We start from the raw sequence: 19,046 nt of genomic DNA on the forward strand, positions 1-19,046 counted from the left end.
GTCTCCGCTATTTCGTTGGCCACGCCATGATTAAGAGGCCACCGCCGTTAAAGGAAAAACAATCGGTAACAGGGTGAGCACCACTGCGGAATACACCACAGATAATGGCAGCCCCAGACGCAAATAGTCACGTAGCTGGTAATTGCCCACGCTGTATACCAATAAATTGGTTTGATACCCGTAAGGGGAAATAAAACTGGCACTGGCGCCAAACAGCACTGCCATCACAAAGGGCATAGGGTCAACCCCATACCCTAGCGCCAAGCTATAGCCCAGCGGGAAAGCCAGCGCCGCCGCGGCATTGTTGGTGATAAGCTCGGTCAGTAACAAGGTCAGCAAGTACACAGCCACCAGCGCCCCTATCGCGCCTCCTGCGCTAAAGGTCGCCATAAACCAATCACTAAAGCGTGCCGACAGCCCTGACGCCAACATCAGTTGTGCCAATGTCAGCGCCGCGCCGACAATCACCACCACCTCAACCGGAAAGCGGCGTTGTAAATCGTGCAAAGAGATAATGCCGGTGACCAGTAACACCACTAAATACGCCGCTAAGCCATTGAGCAGCGGCATCGGGGTGAGCAAGGCCGCGCCAATCACCGCGACAAATCCCGCCAGTACCGCAACGCTTTTACGCTCGGAAAGACGGGTACTGGCTTCCAAACCATTAAAGAGCACGAATTCACGCCGTAACGCTTGGCTGTCTTGGCGAAAGGTTTTGCCCGGCACCAACACCAGCGTATCGCCGGCATGCAAAGGAATATTGCCTAACCCACCGTCGAGTTTTTCATGGCCGCGGCGAATGGCGACCACCACGGCATCAAAGGTCTCACGAAATCGGGCGGCTTTGAGGGTTTTGCCACAAATACTGGCGCTGTGGCTCACCACCACCTCAATCAAGTTTTGTCCATCAATGTGATGCTGGCCGAACAAGGTCAAGCCAGGGATCTCTTGTAAGGTCGCGACACTTTCCACATCGCCGGCAAACTGCAACTTGTCACCAGCCAATAACGGCGTATCCGGACACACAGGCGCAATAATGCCGTCTTGACGATGAATTTCGGCCAAGTACAAGCGGCGTAGTGCCCGCAAGCCATTGTCTGCGACACTGCGACCGCATAAGGGGGAGTCGGCGGCCAACCGTGCTTCGAGCATATAGGGCAAGCTCTCTTCTTGTTCACTATCATGGCGTGGTAACCGATAGCTAAACGGAATTAAAACCAATAGCCCTGCCACCAATGCAGCAGCACCAATGACCGTTGGGGTGAAAAAGCCCAAACTGGGTAAACCCGCCCGCTCAACAAAGCTGTTCACAATGAGATTGGTGGACGTGCCAATCAGGGTTAGGGTGCCGCCGAGAATGGCGCTATATGACAATGGGATCAAAAGCTGTGAAGGTGAGTGACGTCGGTTGCGCTTGATCGCGCCAATCATGGACACCACTACCGCTGTGTTATTGACCAGCGCCGATAGCAACGCACTTGAGATACCTAATTTCGCAATCACGGTGGGGAGTGCGCCGTGCGACGCCTGCTGCGCAACCCAGCTGGTCAAATGGGTTTTCTCCAACGCACAAGAAACCAAAATCAGCAATACCAAGGTCAGCAGTGATGGCGCGGTAAAGTTCGCCGTCAGCGCTTCAACCGAGGTGAGCCCAGTTTGGAAAGCCACAAACGCGGCCCCCGCAAACAAGAGCACCGGCTTTATTCGAGTGAGCACCAAGCCGGCGACAATCGCCACCAGCAAGGTGAGTACCGTGGTTTCTTGCCAGCTCATCGTTTACCCCAGTTGGCGTAGATCCCGCGCTTGCCAATGCGGAAAGTGCTTGCGGATCAACTGGTTTAACTCAAGTTCAAACGCTGAGAACGACGAGGTGGTTTGCGGCTGCGCCTCCGCCACATGACGGATCATGCCCGCGCCAACCGTCACATTGGTGAGGCGATCAATCAGGATAAAGCCACCGGTATTCGGGCTATCGTGATAGGTATCCAGCGGCACCGCTTCGCTCAGAGTCAAGGTGCAACGACCTATGCCATTGAGCGGCAAGGTGTCTGCGTCATGAGTATTAAGCGTATTAACATCGACCCCATAGGACAGTGCCTCAACCTGCGCCGAGGTTTTCTTGCTGGCCAACTTAATGTCGTATTCGCGCCCCGGTGCCAGTGGGGTTTGCGTCATCCACACCACGTCGGCATCAAATCGTTGCCCCACCGCCACGTCATCATCCGCTCGCACCAAGAGATCGCCGCGCGAGATATCAATTTCTCTATCTAAAGTGAGGGTGACCGCTTGACCGCTAAAGGCAAATTCACGATCACCGTCAAAGGTGACGATGCGCGCGACCTTCGCGGTAAGCCCAGAGGGGAGTACCTTAACCTCATCGCCCACATGCAACTCGCCACTGGCAAGGGTGCCCGCGTAACCGCGAAAGTTCAGATCCGGTCGATTGACATACTGCACCGGAAAACGGAACGCACCCGTCCCGCGCGATTTTTCAATATCGATGGCTTCTAGCTGGCTGAGCAGCGGCTCGCCTTGATACCACGCCATCGCGTCACTGGCATTGACCACGTTGTCGCCTTCGAGTGCCGACAAAGGCACCATAGACACTGACAAGTCGGGGTTGAGCTGATCAGCAAACGCCAGATACTGCTCTTGAATTTCATTAAACCGGGCTTGGCTATATGCCACCAAGTCCATTTTGTTCACCGCCACCACAAAATGCTGAATACCCAACAAGTTAGCGATATACGAGTGACGACGAGTCTGATCCAAGATGCCGTGGCGCGCGTCGATTAAGATCACCGCCACATCACAGGTCGACGCACCGGTAGCCATATTCCGGGTGTACTGCTCATGGCCGGGGGTATCGGCGATGATAAACTTACGCTTGGAGGTGGAGAAATAGCGATACGCCACATCAATGGTAATCCCCTGCTCGCGCTCGGCTTGTAGGCCGTCTACCAATAGCGCCAGATCCGGTTTCTCGCCTGTGGTGCCAACACGCTGGCTATCGGCATGGACAGCAGCCAGCTGATCTTCATAGATCTGCTGTGAGTCGTGCAGCAAGCGGCCAATCAAAGTCGATTTACCGTCATCGACCGAGCCACAGGTCAAAAAGCGCAATAAACTTTTGTGTTGGTGCTGTTGCAGATAGCCCTCAATGCCCAGATCGGCCACCTGTTGTTGAATTGCTGGATTCATGACTGCTCCTTAGAAATAACCCTGACGCTTTTTGCGCTCCATGGATCCGGACTGATCGTGGTCGATCGCCCGCCCTTGGCGTTCACTTGAGGTGGCGACCAACATCTCTTCGATGATCTCTGGCAAGGTATTAGCCTTCGACTCTACTGCCCCGGTTAATGGGTAACAGCCGAGGGTGCGAAAACGCACCGATTTATGGGTCACGGTTTCGTCGGGCCCAATCGGCATCCGCGCATCATCCACCATGTACAAGGTGCCATCGCGCTCTACCACTGGGCGCTCAGCCGCTAAATAAAGCGGAACAATGTCGATATTTTCCAAATAGATGTATTGCCAGATATCGAGCTCAGTCCAGTTAGAGAGCGGAAACACACGGATACTCTCGCCCGGGTTCACTTGACCGTTATAGTTGCGCCACAGCTCTGGCCGTTGGTTTTTCGGATCCCAGCGATGGTTCTTATCGCGGAACGAATAGACACGCTCTTTGGCGCGAGATTTTTCTTCGTCCCGACGCGCGCCGCCAAATGCCGCATCAAACTTATGCTGATCCAGCGCTTGCTTTAGCGCTTGGGTTTTCATGATATCGGTGTGCTTATCGGAGCCGTGATCGAAAGGATTGATCCCCTGAGCCATCCCTTCTGGGTTTTTGTGCACAATCAGATCTAGTCCGAGCTCTTTAGCGGTGCGATCGCGAAAGGCAATCATGTCGCGAAACTTCCAGTCGGTATCGACATGTAGCAGCGGAAACGGGATCTTTCCGGGGTAAAAAGCTTTGCGCGCCAAATGCAGCATCACTGACGAGTCTTTGCCAATCGAATACAGCATCACGGGGTTATCAAACTCCGCCGCGACTTCCCGCAGTATATGAATGCTCTCGGCTTCTAACTGCTGGAGGTGAGTGAGTGTTTTTGCATCCATCCTAACTATCCTTTAAGCGAAGTTAACCACAGCGGTGGGGGCTTGCGTGGGGTCGGCATCGCTTACCGCGCGCCCCTCGCCAAACCATGTCAGCTGACCGGCGAGTGCCGCCACCTCGCCCACCACGATCAGCGCGGGTGACGCAGCTTGCTCCGCCAGCGACGGTAAGTTGTTGAGTTGACCAGTAAAGACTTTCTGCTCCGGACGCGTGCCGTTTTCAATCACCGCCACAGGGGTATCCGGCGATCGACCGTGAGCAATCAGTTGGCTTTGAATATGGGCCGACTTCATCAAGCCCATATAGATCACCAAGGTCTGACGCGGACGCGCTAACGTCGCCCACTCCAAGGTGTCTTGTTCTTTTTTCAAATGGCCGGTAATAAACAGCGCGGTCTGGGCATGATCGCGATGGGTGAGCGGAATACCGGCATAGGCCGTCGCCCCTGCTGCCGCGGTGATCCCGGGCACCACTTGAAATGAGACATCGGCGTTGGCAAGCGTTTGTAATTCCTCACCACCACGGCCAAACATGAAAGGATCGCCCCCTTTTAAGCGCACCACCCGTTTTCCGGCTTGAGCATGCTCGACCAACAGACGATTGATGTCGTCTTGGCTCACACTGTGGTAGCTCGCCCGTTTGCCCACACAAATCAGCTCCGCGTCTCGGCGGCACAGCTCCATAATCGGTTCAGCCACCAAGTAGTCGTAAAGCACCACATCGGCTTGCTGCATCAATTGCAACGCACGCAAGGTCAATAACCCAGGATCCCCTGGCCCGGCGCCAATCAACGCCACCTCTCCTTGGGTGGTGATTTGTCCACTAAGCTGCTCCAGCGCCTGCTCGGCTTGCTGGTGTTTACCCGCCGCGACTAAATCGGCAAACCGCCCACTAAAAGCAGCCTCCCAGAATTTGCGCCGGCCCGTTAAGGTCGGAATGCGCGCTTTCAGTTTGTCGCGAAACGCACCCGCCATTGCCGCCATCTTGCCAATATGCTGAGGCACCAGGGTTTCAATTTTTTCACGTAGCATCCGCGCCAATACTGGCGCTTTACCGCCCGATGAAATGGCAATAATGATGGGAGAGCGATCAACCAAGGAAGGAACAATAAAGCTGCATTTAGGGGTGTCATCAACGACATTGACCAAGATATTGCGGCTATCAGCGGCGGTGGAGACCAGCTCATTGACGAGGGTATTGTCAGTCGCCGCAATCGCCAGCATCTTTCCGTCCAGATGTTCGGGACGAAACGCCTCACGCAATACCGTCAGCTTTCCTTGCGCTTGCGCCTCTGCAATTTCACGGTCGACGTCAGGGGCAACCACAGTGACGGCCGCGCCCACCTTGAGCAACATGCGCGTTTTGCGCCATGCGACTTCGCCGCCACCTACCACGAGGCAAGGACGCTGTTTAAGCTGAGCAAAGAGGGGGAGATAATCCATGATCGCGCATTCCCTTGATGACAATGCAGCCACTATATCGCCCAGCAAATATTACCTGAAATTCTATAAATTCATTTTTTATTCTTTTTTGTGATTAATAGTCGCGTACTTATCCGCTGAAATCACTCACGTCCATCTACCACGCAATGATGACGGTCTCAAAATGCCGCTTTCCTCAACACTCAACTCCGACAAAATGACAGAAGCCGATCAAGACCACAGCTTTTGTCATAATGTAAGTTGCATAATGGCGCCGCTTGATACCTGACGCACACTTTTTTACTGGAGACTTTGTTATGCGTTTGATGCCTTCTGCGGTCGCTACAGCGGTAGTTGCCGGCCTGCTTGCTGCCTCTGGCAGTGCCTTTGCCGACACCGTTAACCTACGTGTGATTGAAACTACCGACATTCACACCAACGTGATGGACTACGACTACTACAAAAACAAGCCCTCGCAAAAAATCGGCTTGGTCCGCGCCGCTACTGTGGTGAAACAAGCGCGTGATGAGGCACAAAATGCCCTTTTGGTCGATAATGGCGACCTGTTGCAAGGCAGCCCAATGGGCGATTACATGGCCAGCAAAGGTATCAAACCCGGTGAGGTGCACCCTGTATATAAAGCGATGAACTTGCTCGATTATGAAGTGGGTAACATCGGCAACCATGAGTTCAACTACGGCTTAGCCTTCTTAAAAGAGTCGATTAATGACGCCAACTTCCCGTATATCAACGCCAACGTGTTTGATGCAGAGACTGGCGAGCATTACTTTGACCCGTATTTAATTAAAGAATACCAACTCAAAGATGAAGACGGTGACAGCCACACCATAAAAGTCGGTTACATTGGCTTTGTCCCGCCTCAAATCATGACGTGGGATAAAGCCAATCTTGAAGGCAAAGTCATTGCCAAAGACATTAAGCAAACCGCGGAAAAGCTTGTTCCAGAGATGAAAGCCAAAGGCGCGGACGTAGTGGTCGCTATTCCACACTCTGGCGTCTCTCAAGCACCGTATAAAGCGATGGCTGAAGACTCTGTCTATTACCTCTCAGAAGTCGATGGCATTGACGCGATTGCCTTTGGTCACTCACACGCAGTATTCCCAAGCGATGATTTTGCCAATATTCCCGGTGCCGATATTGAAAAGGGCACCATCAATGGCGTGGCCAGTGTGATGGCCGGTCGCTGGGGTAGCCATGTCGGCGTGATAGATTTGAAGCTCGAGCAAGTCGATGGTCAGTGGCAAGTGGTGGATAGTGAAGCGCATGCTCGCCCGATCTTTGATCGGACCAGCGGAAAAGCGTTGGTCGATGCCGATAAAGCCCTGCTCAACGCCGTTGAAAAAGACCACAATGCCACTCGTGAGTTCGTTAATCAGCCAATTGGCCAAGCCAATGATGTGATGTACTCCTATTTGGCTTTGCTCCAAGACGACCCCACCGTACAGATTGTTAACTTGGCACAGCAAGACTATGTCGAGCGTATGATCCAAGGCGATCCCGACTTAGCAGAGCTGCCGGTACTGTCTGCTGCTGCGCCTTTTAAGGCCGGTGGTCGCAAAAACGATCCGAGCAACTTTACTGAAGTGGAAGCCGGCCAACTGACCTTCCGTAACGCCGCCGATCTTTACCTGTATCCAAATACCTTGGTCGCACTGAAAGTATCTGGCGCCGAAGTCACCCAATGGCTGGAGTGCAGCGCTGGCCAATTTAACCAAATCAACCCCAATGCGAAGCAGCCTCAGACGCTTGTGAACTGGGACGGATTCCGTACTTACAACTTTGATGTGATTGACGGGGTAGAGTATCAAATTGATATTACTCAACCTGCTCGTTACGACGGCGATTGTAATGAAGTGAATCCAGACGCATCACGGATCGTCAATCTCACCTATCAAGGCAAACCGGTTGACCCCGAGCAAACCTTCTTGATCGCCACCAACAACTATCGCGCTTATGGGGCGAAGTTCCCGGGCACCGGCAGCGATCATATTGCCTTTGCCGCGCCGGATGAAAACCGCACCGTGGTCGCCAACTACATCAGCCGCGTGAGTGATGAAAAAGGCCAAGTCACGGTGAGTGCTGACAACAACTGGTCCATCGCCCCAATAAAAGGCGATGCCATCGTGCACTTTGAAACCTCACCCAGCGAGAAAGCCGCGCAGTTTATTGAGCAAAAAGGCCGCTGGGCGATGACTAAAGCCGGTAAAGATGACGTTGGCTTCGCGGTCTATCGCGTCGATTTAAGCCAACCTCGCCAATAAATAGCCTGCACAATAAATAGTCTTTGAATACCGCAGCTTGTCTGCGGTATTTTTTATCTTTAATCAGGAGGACGTCGTATGGAATGGCAACGGGCAACCTTTGACACACTGGATACTCGCACTTTATTCACATTGATGAAATTGCGTGTCGATGTGTTTGTGGTCGAGCAGGCGTGTGCTTACCCAGAGTTAGACACACATGATACCGCACCAGACACCGTGCATTTACTGGGCTGGCTGAATGGCGAGCTAGCCGCTTATGCCCGTATTCTTGCACCGGGCGCGAGTTACTCTGGAAGCAGCATTGGCCGCGTGATCATTGCCCCCGCAAATCGCAGCGGGCGATGGGGGCATCAGCTCATCCGCCAAGCCATTCAAATATGCCAACAGCAATGGCCCGAGCAAGACATCGAAATAGGCGCTCAAGCTCACCTACAACACTTTTACCAAAAGCATGGTTTTGTGGCCTTTTCCGAGCCCTATCTGGAAGATGGGATCCCACATATTGATATGCGCCTTTCCACTCCATAAAAAAATCCCGCGACAGCGCGCGGGATTTTATGTCTAGGCAAATAACAAGCGTGTTGAGTTCAGCTGTTTTTTTGCGAGCGTCCGTGGCGTTACTTGGTCAAACGGAAACGCTGCATGGTGCTTTGCAGCGAGTGCGCCAACTGGCTGAGCTCGCTACACGCTTGCGCGGTTTGATCCGCACCACCCGCCACTTCTTGTGACGAATCGTTGATGCGCTCAATGTTGCGGCTTAGCTCATCGGCAACTGAGTCTTGCTCACCACAAGCACTCGCAATCTGCATGCCCATATCAGCAATGTTCTCAACCGATGTTTCGATGCCACGGATCAATTGCTGCGCTTGGCTACCTTGCTCCACACACTGCTCAATACTCTCACGGCTTTGAGTGGTGGCATCGCGCGCTTGGGTCGCGAATTGCTGGAGCTTCTCGATAATTTCGGTAATTTCACCCGTCGAGTCCTGAGTACGACCGGCCAGTGTGCGGACTTCATCGGCTACCACCGCAAAGCCTCGGCCAGACTCACCGGCACGCGCCGCTTCGATCGCCGCATTCAGTGCCAACAGGTTAGTTTGCTCAGCGATATCACGAATAACATCCACCACAACGTTGATTTGCTTCGACTGCTGGTCCAACTCGTTGACTGTGTCACCCGTTTTACGCATGTCTTCTGCCACTTTGGTGATAGCTCCCACCATACTGTCAACATCACGTCCGCCGAGGCGCGCCTGCTCACTGGCTTCGTTAGCCGCGGTCGACGAGCTTTCGGTATTCTGCGCAACATCCGCGACAGTGGCTTTCATTTGCGCCATCGCAGTGGCAACTTGCGAAATCTCATGTTGCTGACTTTGCATGCCGCTTGAAGTTTGGCTAGATACCGCGCTGACTTCTTCGACCGCACTGCTTAGCTGGGTCACCGCGGCAATCACTTCTTCAATCAGCGTGCGCAGGCTATCTTGCATGGCGATGCTCGAATCTGCCAACTGCCCCATTTCATCGTTACCGATTTGGCTACGATCTAATTGGTAAGTCAGGTCGCCCTTGGCAATCGCAGAGGATTGTTCCATCACTAAACGGAGTGGATTAATAATCGCGCGGGTGAAGACTACCGCTACCACAATCATAAAGGCGATTACTGCGAACAGTACGCCGATAATGGTCATGCTCACCGTCGACACTTGATTCAGCATGGAGGTGCGGTTTGAGGTAATAAAACCTTGAGTCAGCTCAGACATTTCTGTAAGCGCTTTATCTAACTGGCCGAAAGTACCAAATGACTTAGATAAAATTTGTTGTGCCGCGGTCAGTTGCCCGTCTTCAACAAGGTCAGGAAAAGCACTGAGCTCTTGATTGTGTTTATCCCAGTTATTTTGGATACGCGTAAATATCGCCTTCTCGTTGTCATACCAAAGGCTTTGTTCATAGGCATCAAGATCTTGGCTATATTGGCGCTTCATCGCCTCGATTTCACCCAAGATTTCACGCCGTGTCGCTGGGTCGTCAAAGGTAAGCACAGCATACTGGTCTTGACGAATACGTATTATCTCTTCATTGAGTCGCTCGATCTCAAGCACCGCAGGCAGGGTATCGTCAGTAAAGTTCAGCATATTATCGCGCATGCCGCTCACTTGGGTAAAAATGTAAAACCCAAAGATCGCGACAGCGACACCAATCAGGGAAAAAGCCGCAATAAACTTTTTACCAATAGACAAATTCTTCAACATGGAAAAGCGAGTCCTCAACAGATTTATGGTTAGCGTGTCAATGCCTGGACATCCATGTTGAGGCGGCTTGCGTGTATCCCCTACACAGCCGGCGCGAATACTAGCACAAAAATTCACCAAAGTGTGACATAAAACTCATTATTTTCTGAAAAAGTATGTCATGCACGCTGGTCAAATTCGCAGGCACGGTCGCGTAATTTAGCGAATAATCGCTAAAAACCTCCAAATCACAGCATAAACCCAGCCATATTGACTGATTTATTAAAAAGTAGATGAAAAAAACACCAACGGCGAATTTATCGGCAAGGAAGTTTAAAAAATAAACAAGAAGGAAAGCGTAGGCACGGTGAACCCGTGCCTGAAAAGAAGGACTAGCGTTGGCGCGCAAAGCCTCCATCCGATAAACGGAAATACAATACGGACTGACCTGCCTGCGTTTCCACTTGAAGAATGTCGAGCGCGCCACTGTCGGTGCGCTTAAACCGAATCCATTGACCCGGCTGGATACGGCTAATGGGTTTTCCTTCGCCTTCGATATTGGCAATCGCGTAAAGATCGGTCAGCGCCAAGTCATTATCGCGAAACACCTTAGCAAGCGTATCTCCTTGCTCAATTTGGTGACTGACCCAGTCATTTTCCGGCGTGGAAGGTTGTGATGCCTCCGGCTGTGGGCTGTCTGTCGACGTAGCACTGCGTTTGGGTTGTGCCTGAGTATCAATCGCCACAGAACGCCGCTCCTGAGGCTGCGCGGTCGTTTCAGTCGAGGACGGTGCAGGCAATAGGCTTAGTACTAACACCAAAGGGACCAACACCACTAATAATCGTTGGTGCAAACGAGGTAGGCGAAGCCAAGCGTGGCGCACTGTGCGTACCCCTACCATGTCTTGCCACTGCCCTTTTCTATTGGATGAAGAAGCGAGCATTCGTCCCCATCTCACGCACCAATCTTTAAATTGTGTACGCATTGCTGTTAACTTCATTGCCACTCCGCGCATATTTTGATGTTTTACCCTCATATTGGACGCCTTTTGCGTACAAAAGTTTACCCACGAAACCATCACCTGTTATCCTTTCACACTTTATTCACGCAAAAAAGAGAGACGTTATGTCTGACGTACAACTAGAAACCGTCGAGCAAAAAGCAAGCTATGGCATCGGCCTACAAATGGGTCAACAACTGGCAGGCAGTGGCCTTGAAGGCCTACAAGTTGATGCGATTGCTAAAGGCATCAGCACGGCACTGGCTGGCGAAATGCCAGAAATCGAAATTGACGACATCAATAACGCCCTACGCGAGCTTCACACAAAAGCAGAAGAAGTTCGTCAAGAAGCTGCAAAAGCACAAGCGGCTGAAGGCGATGCCTTCTTAGCGGATAACGCAAAGCGTGATGAAGTGACTGTGACCGAATCTGGCCTCCAGTACGAAGTGCTAGTAAAAGGTGACGGTGAGATCCCAACCAGCGATAAACAAGTGCGTGTTCACTATCACGGTCAATTGATCGATGGCACTGTATTTGATAGCTCAGTAACGCGTGGCGAACCTGTTGAGTTCCCTGTGACTGGCGTGATCAAAGGTTGGGTTGAAGCTCTACAAATGATGCCTGTGGGCTCAAAGTGGAAACTCTACATCCCACAAGACCTTGCCTACGGTGAGCGTGGTGCTGGCGCCGCTATCCCACCATTTGCGGCACTGGTATTTGAAGTCGAGCTGCTAGATATCCTGTAAGGATAGGGCGGTTTCTATTGCAAAGCGATGCCTCTGGCATCGCTTTTTTACTGGCGTTGGCACAGTTGTGATGTAGCGATCCCATCTGGATATTGCGCTTCACGGTAACCATATTTTTTTACCCGCTCTAACATCTGTTGGCTCCCCATATACTTGGCTTGCGCCTCATCAAATTGCTCCAAAAACGCATTATCTTCTTTACGAAAACCAATACCGATATAGTGCCCTGTTTGGCTCGTCGCTCTCGCCGGATCACTCACAGAGATACTATCGGGTGCCTGTTTAGCAAGGTATAACGCCGTGAAATATGGTACCGCTCCTACCTCAGCACGCCCCTCTTTCACGGCGGAAAGAATTTCAGCAGGCCCGGGTACTTGAATAATCAAAGACTCGCTGAGTCCTGCATCACGCGCCGAGGTGGCCATGTTGTATCCCACCCCCGTCACCAAACGCACACTTTCACGTACAATGTCGGGGTAGTCATGAATGTCTTTAGGGTTACCTTTCGGCACAATAAAGGCGTCGCGAAAGCGCCCTATAGGCTCAGAAAATGCAATTTTCTGACAACGACTGCTAAGGATATACATCCCGCCGGTGATGATATCGAATCGCTTCGCGCGCAAACCGGGAATTAATCCGCCCCATTCAGTGAAAACAGGCTCGATATGGTTGATCCCCATGCGATTCAATATATCGATGGTATAGTCATTAATCAGCCCAGTAGGTTTGCCATCACTGTCCAAGTAAGCCCAAGGCTTTTCATTCGCAAATCCTAACCGCACAGGTTTCCCCGCTTCGATACGTGCGTTTAGCGTCTCTGCAGACACAGAGCTAATCAAAAGCAGACTGGCGATGATAATGACGATTTGGCGCATGGTGCGTCCTTGAGACCCTTCACGGTCAATCAGTGATGATGTAATGTTAGTAAAAACCAACACCTCGCCTTAAAAACTAAGCACACAATAGCTAAAAACGCCAACCTATCCGTCCCCACGATTGCGACAACACGTCGCAGGTTCGCAACATGAATTCAGGGATAAAAAAGCCCGGCTCGGGCCGGGCTTAGGTTGAGATTATTGCACGTACTCACGTGGGTTAACTGCGCCCCACCAGCTGTAGATTTCTGGGAAGATCACATCCGCGTTGCTTTCGTACTCCACCGCCCCAATGGTTTCATCGCCTTGCTGGCCGAATAGCACCACTTCATCATTCGGTGTTACTTGATCAGCAATATCTGTGACATCCACCATAATGGTGTTCATCGATGAAACACCAACCACAGGCACACGATGGCCTTTGATCAACACATCGGCATTGTTCCCCATTTTACGCGGGAACCCATCTGAGTAGCCGACCGGCAAATTGGCAAGAATAGAATCACGCTCGACCGTATAGGTGCTGTCATACCCCACAGTACTGCCCGCTGGTAAATGGTGTAAAGACGCGACCTTGGTCTTGAAGCTCATGATCGGCGGGAACTCACGATTGGTTGGTTGATCGCCGTAAAGCACGCCGCCGGGACGGACCATATCAAAATGGCCTTCTGGCACGTTCAAGGTCACGAAAGAGTTGGCGGCATGGATTAGCACCTCTTCACGCTTTAAGTTGGCCTGTTCAATCAACCAATCGCTGTTGGACTTAAACTGCCCCAGCTTACTACGCACGTCTTTCGCACTGTAATTCGGGAAGTGCGTCATGATGCCCACAACGTCAAAGCGTGCGTCTGAAGCAATATCCAGTGCAGTTTGCTTGCCGTAGTCTGATTCCATCTCAATACCGTTTCGGCCCATGCCACCGGCGTTAAAGGCCATATGTACAGGGATGACAATATCGTGCTTGTCGGCAAGTTCACGCAGTTGCTCTGCTTGCTCGGCCGATCCCACAAGCTCTTGGATATTGAGTGCCAGACCACTTTCAATTTCTTGCAATGTGGCGGAGCGCACTCGCATGATTTCACCGGTGAAGCCACCGTCACGAACGGTACGTGCTTCTTCGTTACTGGCAATCGCAATACAATCAATGCCATTAGCGATAACCACAGGCAAGAGACCCGCAATCCCATTGCCATAAGCATCCGCCTTCATCACCACACACATTTTGGTGCCATCAGAAAGCTGTTGCTGAACACGTTGAATATTGTCATTAAAAGTGGCGGTGTTCACTTCCAGCCAACCATTGCCATGGCCCATATAACGCGAGCTGCTGGTGTCTGTGGTCGGTGTGGTTGACGAGGAATAATCAAGAAAGGCTGGTGCACCAACCGCAACGACACCCGCTACGGCAAGGGCGACTAAAGAGAGTTTTTTGTTCATAAGCTTCACTGTTTGTCACGTGGGTTCGGCGTCCGTGACGTGTGTGGAGGGACATAATCCTTCCTTCGCTTCCTGATTGCGCGCGCAATTTATATCACAGAAAGCATCACGGTTGATGGATAACTCAATAAAAAGATAGACAAACACCGTCGTTTGAACAAAAAAAAGCGCCACTTTAATTCGTGACGCCTGTAAGTGACGCATGTAAGGGACGCCTGTAAGTGACGCCTGTCCGTCACACAGAGCAATACGGCTAAATACCTGCCCCATCGTTGACATCATCTTCGTGCAGACCACATTCTCGTTTCAGACCGAAAAAGCGGGTTTGCTCCTCGCTCATGCCGGGCTCTAACCGCTGAGTGGTATGCACATCACCCACGGAGACATAACCTTGCTCCCACAAAGGATGGTAAGGCAAGTCATGCTCGGTCAAATAAGCGTGCACCTGTTTATTGCTCCAATCCACCACAGGCAAAAACTTAAATACACCATGCTGCACGCTTAAAATGGGTAAATGCGCACGCGATTGCGATTGTCCGTGACGCAACCCTGAGAACCATGTACCGGCATTAAGCTCGGTCAATGCTCGCTTCATCGGCACCACTTTATTGATCTGGTTATAGCGAGTGATCCCCTCAACCCCCTGCTCCCACAATTTGCCATAGCGGGCTTCTTGCCATGCAGGGCTCAATTCAGAACGGTAGACGTTGAGATTGAGCTTTAAACGTGCCTGCAGGTGATCAATAAATTGGTAGGTTTCTTGGAATAAGTAGCCAGTGTCGGTCAGGATCACCGGAATGTCCGGCTTTACCTGACTGACCATATGCAGCATCAATGCCGCTTGTATCCCGAAGCTGGAGGACAGCACAAACTGTCCGTCCAGATGTTCCAACGCCCAGCGAATGCGCTGCTGCGCGGTGTACTGCTCGAGATCAGCGTTAATTTCAGCCAGTGCAAGCGTCTGCTGACTTTTATTCATCGCCACCAGATCGGCGCGGATCAGCGCAGAATAAACCGTATCAGGCATAGAAGTCCCTCTTCGATACATGCACAGGTGCAATCACGTCGGTACGAATCAAAAAATCACCAAAATGCTCGCCTTCTTGACGTTCGCGTGCCCAGCGGCCAATCAAGGTATCTAACTCGGCCAAGATTTCTTGGTCGGTGATATTTTCTTTGTACATTTTGGGAATACGTGTGCCTTCCCAGTTGCCTCCCAAGTGCAGGTTATAGCGGCCGGGCGCTTTGCCAACTAACCCTACTTCCGACAACATGGCGCGACCACAACCGTTCGGGCAACCGGTGACACGCAGAACAATCGGATCATCTTGCACTTGATGCTTTTGCTGAATTTTCTCTACTTGCGTAACAAAATCCGGCAAAAAGCGCTCCGCTTCGGCCATCGCCAGCGGACAGGTTGGGAAAGAAACACAGGCCATCGAATTGGTGCGCTGTACACTGTGCGCATCATCAATCAAACGGTAGCGGCGAGCGAGCGCCTCTATTTGGTCTTTTTGCGCTTCAGGGATCCCAGCAATAATCAGATTCTGGTTGGCTGTCATCCGAAAGTCGCCTTGGTGCACCTTAGCAATCTCAGCCATCCCGGTTTTTAGCGGCTTTTCTGGCGTATCACGTAAACGGCCATTTTCAATAAACAGCGCCAAATGGTATTTACCATCAATGCCTTTGGTCCAGCCTAGGCGATCGCCACGCCCGGTAAAAGTATAAGGCCGGCTTGGTGCAAAGCTAACGCTAGCACGCTTTTCCACTTCCGCTTTAAACGTCTCCACACCGACGCGGTCAAGGGTATACTTGGTTTTGGCATTCTTACGGTTCGAGCGGTTCCCCCAGTCTCGTTGGGTCGTCACCACAGCCTCTGCAATCTTTAACGTGTGCTCAAGGGGTATAAAACCGAAATCATCCGCGCGGCGTGGATAGGTGCTGGTGTCACCATGGGTCATGGCAAGCCCGCCACCGACCAGAACATTAAACCCAACCAGTTGACCCTTCTCAGCAATGGCAACAAAGTTCAGGTCATTGGCGTGCACATCCACATCATTTTGCGGAGGGATCACCACAGTGGTCTTAAACTTACGCGGTAGATAACGCTTACCTAAAATCGGCTCATCATCTTGCTTACCTTCCACTTTTTCACCATCCAGCCAAATCTCCGCGTAAGCGCGTGTTTTTGGCAGTAAATGTTCACTGATCCGCTTGGCCCAATCGTACGCTTGCTGATGAAGTTCAGACTCAACAGGGTTCGAGGTACACAGGACGTTACGGTTTACATCCCCCGCGGTGGCAATCGCATCAATCCCATATTTGTTCAAGGTTTGATGCATCATTTTGATGTTGGGTTTCAATACACCATGAAACTGAAACGTTTGACGGGTGGTCAAACGGATACTGCCGTACAGGGTATTTTCTTTGGCAAATCGGTCGATAGCCAGCCACTGCTCGGGCGAGATGATCCCCCCCGGCATTCGGGCACGCAACATCACATTGTGTAAAGGCTCAAGCTTTTGTTTTTGTCGCTCAGCTCGAATATCGCGATCGTCTTGCTGATACATGCCGTGGAAACGGATCAACTGAAAGTTGTCATCCGTAAAACCGCCAGTGATCGGGTTGGTAAGATCCTCACTGATGGTGCCACGTAAAAAGTTACTGTCATCTTTTAATCGCTCGTTATCGGCGAGGGGCCCCAGTGTGTCGCCCGTAAATTTTTGCTCACTCATTAGTACACATCCCTTTGATAGCGCTTATCTTTGCGCAATTCATTAATAAAGGTCTCAGCGTCTTCTCGGCTCAACTGACCTTGGTGCTGGGCAATGTGAATCAGGGCATCATGCACATCTTTTGCCATGCGATTCGCATCCCCACAGACATACACATACGCGCCGTTTGACAGCCACTGCCATACCTCACTGGCGCGCTCGAGTAATCGGTGCTGCACATACACTTTTTCTGCTTGGTCACGGCTAAATGCCACATCCATGCGAGTCAGCAGACCGGATTTCAGGTACTGCTGCCATTCAACTTGATAGAGGAAATCATCGGTGAAAGTGCGATCGCCAAAGAACAGCCAATTATCGCCGCTGGCTTCTCGCTGCTCTCGCTCTTGCAAGAAAGCTCGGAATGGCGCAATGCCCGTGCCAGGGCCAATCATGATGATGGGCGTATCGTCATTGTCGGGAAGTTTGAAGTTATCGTTGTGCTCAACAAACACTTTGACTGAGCCAATCGCTTCAGCCCTTTGGGTTAAAAAGCCCGAGGCGCCACCTTGACGCAACGCACCTTGCTCCTGTTCATAGGCCACCAAGCCGACAGTCAGGTGAACTTCGTCTTCCACTTCCGCTTGGCTTGACGCGATGGAATACAGCCGTGGCGTCAGACGACGTAACACCGACTGCAGTTGCTCGGCATGTAGCTGCACGTCAGCAAGGCTAAGTACATCAATCACTTGGGTTTGATTGGCATAATCACGCAGCGAGGCTTTGTCTTCGGTGAGCGCGGTCAATGCCTCATTTTCAGTCAACGCCGCGAGCGCTACGATTTGTTGCGGGTTAGAGACGGTAATTTCATAATGCTCAATCAAGGCCTCACGAATTGAGATAGCACGACCGTCAATCTCAATGGTCTCGTCACCGTTCAAGCCGACACGCGCCAAAATCGCATCCGCCAACTCTGGGTCGTTTTGATACCACACACCGAATGCATCGCCGGGCTGATACTGGATCCCTGAATCCCCTAGATCGAATTCAAGGTGATAAACGGCTTTATCTGAGCCTCGACCAGTAATTCGCTGGCAGGCGAGTAGTTCAGCCTCATAAGGCGATTGTTTGGTATATGCGCTGGTTGCCGCTGCTGTTTGACGAATCGGCACCACTTGCGCATCGCCACTGGCCTGAAAGTGCTGCTTCACTTCCGCTAGGGTTTGCTCTCGCCACGCGCTCGCGGTGGCTTCATAATCCACATCACAATCAAGGCGCGCCACCATCGGCTTAGCACCCAGCTTTTGCAAAAAGGTGTCAAAGTCTTTTCCGGTTTGGCAAAAGTACTCATAACTCGAGTCGCCTAGACTCAACACGGCATAATGAAGATGGTCGAGCTTGGGCGCCTTTTTCGATTGCAAAAACTCATGCAAGGCAATGGCGTTATCAGGCGGCTCGCCCTCGCCATTGGTTGATGCCACGATCACCACATGGCTCTCTTTGCTAAGCTGCTTGCCTTTATAGTTATCAGCAGCCACCAGCTTTGCAGGGATCCCTGCCGCTTGTGCATCGTGATGCAGCGCTTCTGCCACGCCCTTGGCATTGCCGGTTTGCGAGGCGTAAATAATGGTTAAGGTATGATTCGGGCTGGCTTGGGCACCGGCGCTGGGAGACGCAGCCGTGGTGGTGGGTGATTGGCTCAGTCCCCAAAAATAGCCACTGATCCAGGCCAGCTGCTGAGGTGACAGCTCAGCCACCGCTTGCTGCAACTGGCCGATCTGCTGATCGTTCAGCGGGCTAGTCAGCCCAGAGAGTTCCTTAAGTAACATGGTGACGACATTCCTTGCTTACATTGCGTGAATGCTAGCGTAACCGCACCAATTAATAACAAGAAAGAATAGATACGAATGTTTTATAACTTTTAGTAAGAGGAGGGGCGCACAAAGGCGGGTGTTGATGCGCTTCAACACAGAGGTGTGACGGGTCAATCCGCGATGCGAACTTGGTCAAACCCGATTTGTAATGCGTTTAGCGTGGCTTGGTCAATATCGGTAAAGCACTGCTCAATGCCTTCCGCATCGGTCAACGCCATAATACTGCCACCCGTGTGGCGACATTCCACGACCCAACCTTCACTGTCTAATGAAGGCTCCACCATCACCTCAACCAGCAGCTTTTGGTGGTATAAGGCACGTAATTGCTCGGCTGTCATCATTATTCTGCCT

Annotated in this window: 15 protein-coding genes; 3 read left to right on the plus strand and 12 right to left on the minus strand. The window is 51.7% G+C overall.

Annotated elements, in window-relative coordinates:
• Window positions 1-30: 30 nt before the first annotated feature.
• The 4 genes from BGK46_RS12200 to cysG are packed head-to-tail and all read right to left on the minus strand — an operon-like array spanning window position 31 to window position 5,559.
• Window positions 31-1,773 carry an SLC13 family permease gene (locus BGK46_RS12200; protein ID WP_069589653.1) on the minus strand — a complete coding sequence of 581 codons (1,743 nt, stop codon included), beginning with the start codon at window positions 1,771-1,773 and terminating at the stop codon, window positions 31-33.
• A gap of 3 nt (window positions 1,774-1,776) precedes the next feature.
• Entirely contained in the window at window positions 1,777-3,201 is a 1,425-nt protein-coding gene (gene cysN / locus BGK46_RS12205; RefSeq protein ID WP_069589655.1) for a sulfate adenylyltransferase subunit CysN, read from the minus strand.
• Window positions 3,202-3,210: 9 nt separating this feature from the next.
• Window positions 3,211-4,119: a sulfate adenylyltransferase subunit CysD gene (gene cysD / locus BGK46_RS12210; RefSeq protein WP_069589657.1), complete on the minus strand. Its 909-nt coding sequence runs from the start codon at window positions 4,117-4,119 to the stop codon at window positions 3,211-3,213.
• 12 nt (window positions 4,120-4,131) lie between these two features.
• On the minus strand, window positions 4,132-5,559 hold the full coding sequence (gene cysG, locus BGK46_RS12215; protein ID WP_069589659.1) for a siroheme synthase CysG: 1,428 nt from the start codon (window positions 5,557-5,559) through the stop codon (window positions 4,132-4,134).
• Between the two features lie 296 nt (window positions 5,560-5,855).
• On the opposite strand from cysG, the gene BGK46_RS12220 reads away from it, so the two are divergent.
• Window positions 5,856-7,820, plus strand: a complete 1,965-nt coding sequence (locus BGK46_RS12220) for a bifunctional 2',3'-cyclic-nucleotide 2'-phosphodiesterase/3'-nucleotidase (protein WP_069589661.1) — start codon at window positions 5,856-5,858, stop codon at window positions 7,818-7,820.
• 78 nt (window positions 7,821-7,898) lie between these two features.
• A complete protein-coding gene (locus BGK46_RS12225) occupies window positions 7,899-8,351 on the plus strand; it encodes a GNAT family N-acetyltransferase (RefSeq protein WP_069589663.1) in 453 nt (150 codons plus the stop codon).
• Between the two features lie 89 nt (window positions 8,352-8,440).
• Here BGK46_RS12225 and BGK46_RS12230 read toward each other — a convergent pair whose 3' ends face one another.
• Both BGK46_RS12230 and BGK46_RS12235 read right to left on the minus strand, forming a co-directional pair.
• Window positions 8,441-10,072 (minus strand): methyl-accepting chemotaxis protein, encoded by a 1,632-nt coding sequence (locus BGK46_RS12230; protein ID WP_069589665.1) that lies wholly within the window; start codon window positions 10,070-10,072, stop codon window positions 8,441-8,443.
• Window positions 10,073-10,443: 371 nt separating this feature from the next.
• Entirely contained in the window at window positions 10,444-11,052 is a 609-nt protein-coding gene (locus BGK46_RS12235) for a LysM-like peptidoglycan-binding domain-containing protein (RefSeq protein WP_175418659.1), read from the minus strand.
• Window positions 11,053-11,177: 125 nt separating this feature from the next.
• Here BGK46_RS12235 and BGK46_RS12240 point away from each other — a divergent pair, with 125 nt between their 5' ends.
• The gene (locus tag BGK46_RS12240; RefSeq protein WP_069589667.1) at window positions 11,178-11,798 is read left to right on the plus strand and encodes an FKBP-type peptidyl-prolyl cis-trans isomerase; all 621 of its coding nucleotides are present in this window, start codon (window positions 11,178-11,180) and stop codon (window positions 11,796-11,798) included.
• Between the two features lie 47 nt (window positions 11,799-11,845).
• Here BGK46_RS12240 and BGK46_RS12245 read toward each other — a convergent pair whose 3' ends face one another.
• From BGK46_RS12245 to BGK46_RS12275, 6 genes are all read right to left on the minus strand, one after another.
• Window positions 11,846-12,673 (minus strand): transporter substrate-binding domain-containing protein, encoded by an 828-nt coding sequence (locus tag BGK46_RS12245; RefSeq protein WP_069589739.1) that lies wholly within the window; start codon window positions 12,671-12,673, stop codon window positions 11,846-11,848.
• A 198-nt stretch (window positions 12,674-12,871) separates the two neighbouring features.
• Window positions 12,872-14,110, minus strand: coding sequence for an alanine racemase (gene alr, locus BGK46_RS12250; protein ID WP_069589669.1), 1,239 nt, complete (start codon window positions 14,108-14,110; stop codon window positions 12,872-12,874).
• Between the two features lie 253 nt (window positions 14,111-14,363).
• Complete coding sequence (locus BGK46_RS12260; protein ID WP_069589674.1) at window positions 14,364-15,137, minus strand: phosphoadenylyl-sulfate reductase; 774 nt, start codon at window positions 15,135-15,137, stop codon at window positions 14,364-14,366.
• A complete protein-coding gene (gene cysI / locus BGK46_RS12265; protein WP_069589676.1) occupies window positions 15,130-16,845 on the minus strand; it encodes an assimilatory sulfite reductase (NADPH) hemoprotein subunit in 1,716 nt (571 codons plus the stop codon). Before cysI ends, BGK46_RS12260 begins: the two co-directional genes overlap by 8 nt.
• Window positions 16,845-18,650 carry an assimilatory sulfite reductase (NADPH) flavoprotein subunit gene (locus BGK46_RS12270; RefSeq protein WP_069589677.1) on the minus strand — a complete coding sequence of 602 codons (1,806 nt, stop codon included), beginning with the start codon at window positions 18,648-18,650 and terminating at the stop codon, window positions 16,845-16,847. Before BGK46_RS12270 ends, cysI begins: the two co-directional genes overlap by 1 nt.
• Window positions 18,651-18,805: 155 nt before the next feature.
• Entirely contained in the window at window positions 18,806-19,036 is a 231-nt protein-coding gene (locus BGK46_RS12275; protein WP_235608138.1) for a thymidylate kinase, read from the minus strand.
• Window positions 19,037-19,046 lie beyond the last annotated feature (10 nt).

It is taken from the genome of Salinivibrio sp. SS2, from assembly GCF_001722075.1.
Classification (GTDB): Bacteria; Pseudomonadota; Gammaproteobacteria; order Enterobacterales; family Vibrionaceae; genus Salinivibrio; species Salinivibrio proteolyticus.

Coding starts and splice junctions, on each gene's coding strand:
- BGK46_RS12200 (WP_069589653.1), bottom strand. CDS start 1,773: ATGAGCTGGCAAGAAACCACGGTACTCACCTTGCTGGTGGCGATTGTC.
- BGK46_RS12220 (WP_069589661.1), top strand. CDS start 5,856: ATGCGTTTGATGCCTTCTGCGGTCGCTACAGCGGTAGTTGCCGGCCTG.
- alr (WP_069589669.1), bottom strand. CDS start 14,110: ATGAACAAAAAACTCTCTTTAGTCGCCCTTGCCGTAGCGGGTGTCGTT.
- BGK46_RS12245 (WP_069589739.1), bottom strand. CDS start 12,673: ATGCGCCAAATCGTCATTATCATCGCCAGTCTGCTTTTGATTAGCTCT.
- cysD (WP_069589657.1), bottom strand. CDS start 4,119: ATGGATGCAAAAACACTCACTCACCTCCAGCAGTTAGAAGCCGAGAGC.
- cysI (WP_069589676.1), bottom strand. CDS start 16,845: ATGAGTGAGCAAAAATTTACGGGCGACACACTGGGGCCCCTCGCCGAT.
- BGK46_RS12235 (WP_175418659.1), bottom strand. CDS start 11,052: ATGAAGTTAACAGCAATGCGTACACAATTTAAAGATTGGTGCGTGAGA.
- BGK46_RS12275 (WP_235608138.1), bottom strand. CDS start 19,036: ATGATGACAGCCGAGCAATTACGTGCCTTATACCACCAAAAGCTGCTG.
- BGK46_RS12240 (WP_069589667.1), top strand. CDS start 11,178: ATGTCTGACGTACAACTAGAAACCGTCGAGCAAAAAGCAAGCTATGGC.
- cysN (WP_069589655.1), bottom strand. CDS start 3,201: ATGAATCCAGCAATTCAACAACAGGTGGCCGATCTGGGCATTGAGGGC.
- BGK46_RS12260 (WP_069589674.1), bottom strand. CDS start 15,137: ATGCCTGATACGGTTTATTCTGCGCTGATCCGCGCCGATCTGGTGGCG.
- BGK46_RS12270 (WP_069589677.1), bottom strand. CDS start 18,650: ATGTTACTTAAGGAACTCTCTGGGCTGACTAGCCCGCTGAACGATCAG.
- BGK46_RS12225 (WP_069589663.1), top strand. CDS start 7,899: ATGGAATGGCAACGGGCAACCTTTGACACACTGGATACTCGCACTTTA.
- BGK46_RS12230 (WP_069589665.1), bottom strand. CDS start 10,072: ATGTTGAAGAATTTGTCTATTGGTAAAAAGTTTATTGCGGCTTTTTCC.
- cysG (WP_069589659.1), bottom strand. CDS start 5,559: ATGGATTATCTCCCCCTCTTTGCTCAGCTTAAACAGCGTCCTTGCCTC.